Genomic DNA, 355 nt, shown 5'->3' on the forward strand with positions numbered 1-355 from the left:
CGTCCGCGAAATCCGGGTTCTGGGGCCTGCTCGCCGGCACCGTCACCGCGATGGTCAACTACTTCGTCCTCTACAAGAAGGACATCATCTCCATCCCGACCGACCAGGGCGCCAACTTCGTCTCCGCCATCGCGGGCTTCGTCGCCGGCGCGGTGGTGATGGTCGCGGTGTCGCTGTTCACCAAGCCGAAGCCGGCGGAGCAGTTGCAGGGCCTGGTGTACGGCACCCGGCTCCCCCGGGCATGTCCGAAGCGCCCGCCGAGGGCGACGACGCGTGGTACCGCAAGCCGGCCCTGCTGGGCTGGGGCGCGGTCGTGCTGGCCGCCGTCTGCTACATCCCGTTCTCGTTCTGACGC

Annotated in this window: 1 pseudogene; it reads left to right on the forward strand. The window is 69.0% G+C overall.

From position 1 onward, the window contains the following. A pseudogene (locus C3481_RS16360) lies at positions 1-355 on the forward strand (hypothetical protein); the annotation flags it as partial.

It is taken from the genome of Microbacterium sp. Ru50, assembly GCF_002920555.1.
In the GTDB taxonomy this organism is placed as follows: Bacteria; Actinomycetota; Actinomycetes; order Actinomycetales; family Microbacteriaceae; genus Microbacterium; species Microbacterium arborescens.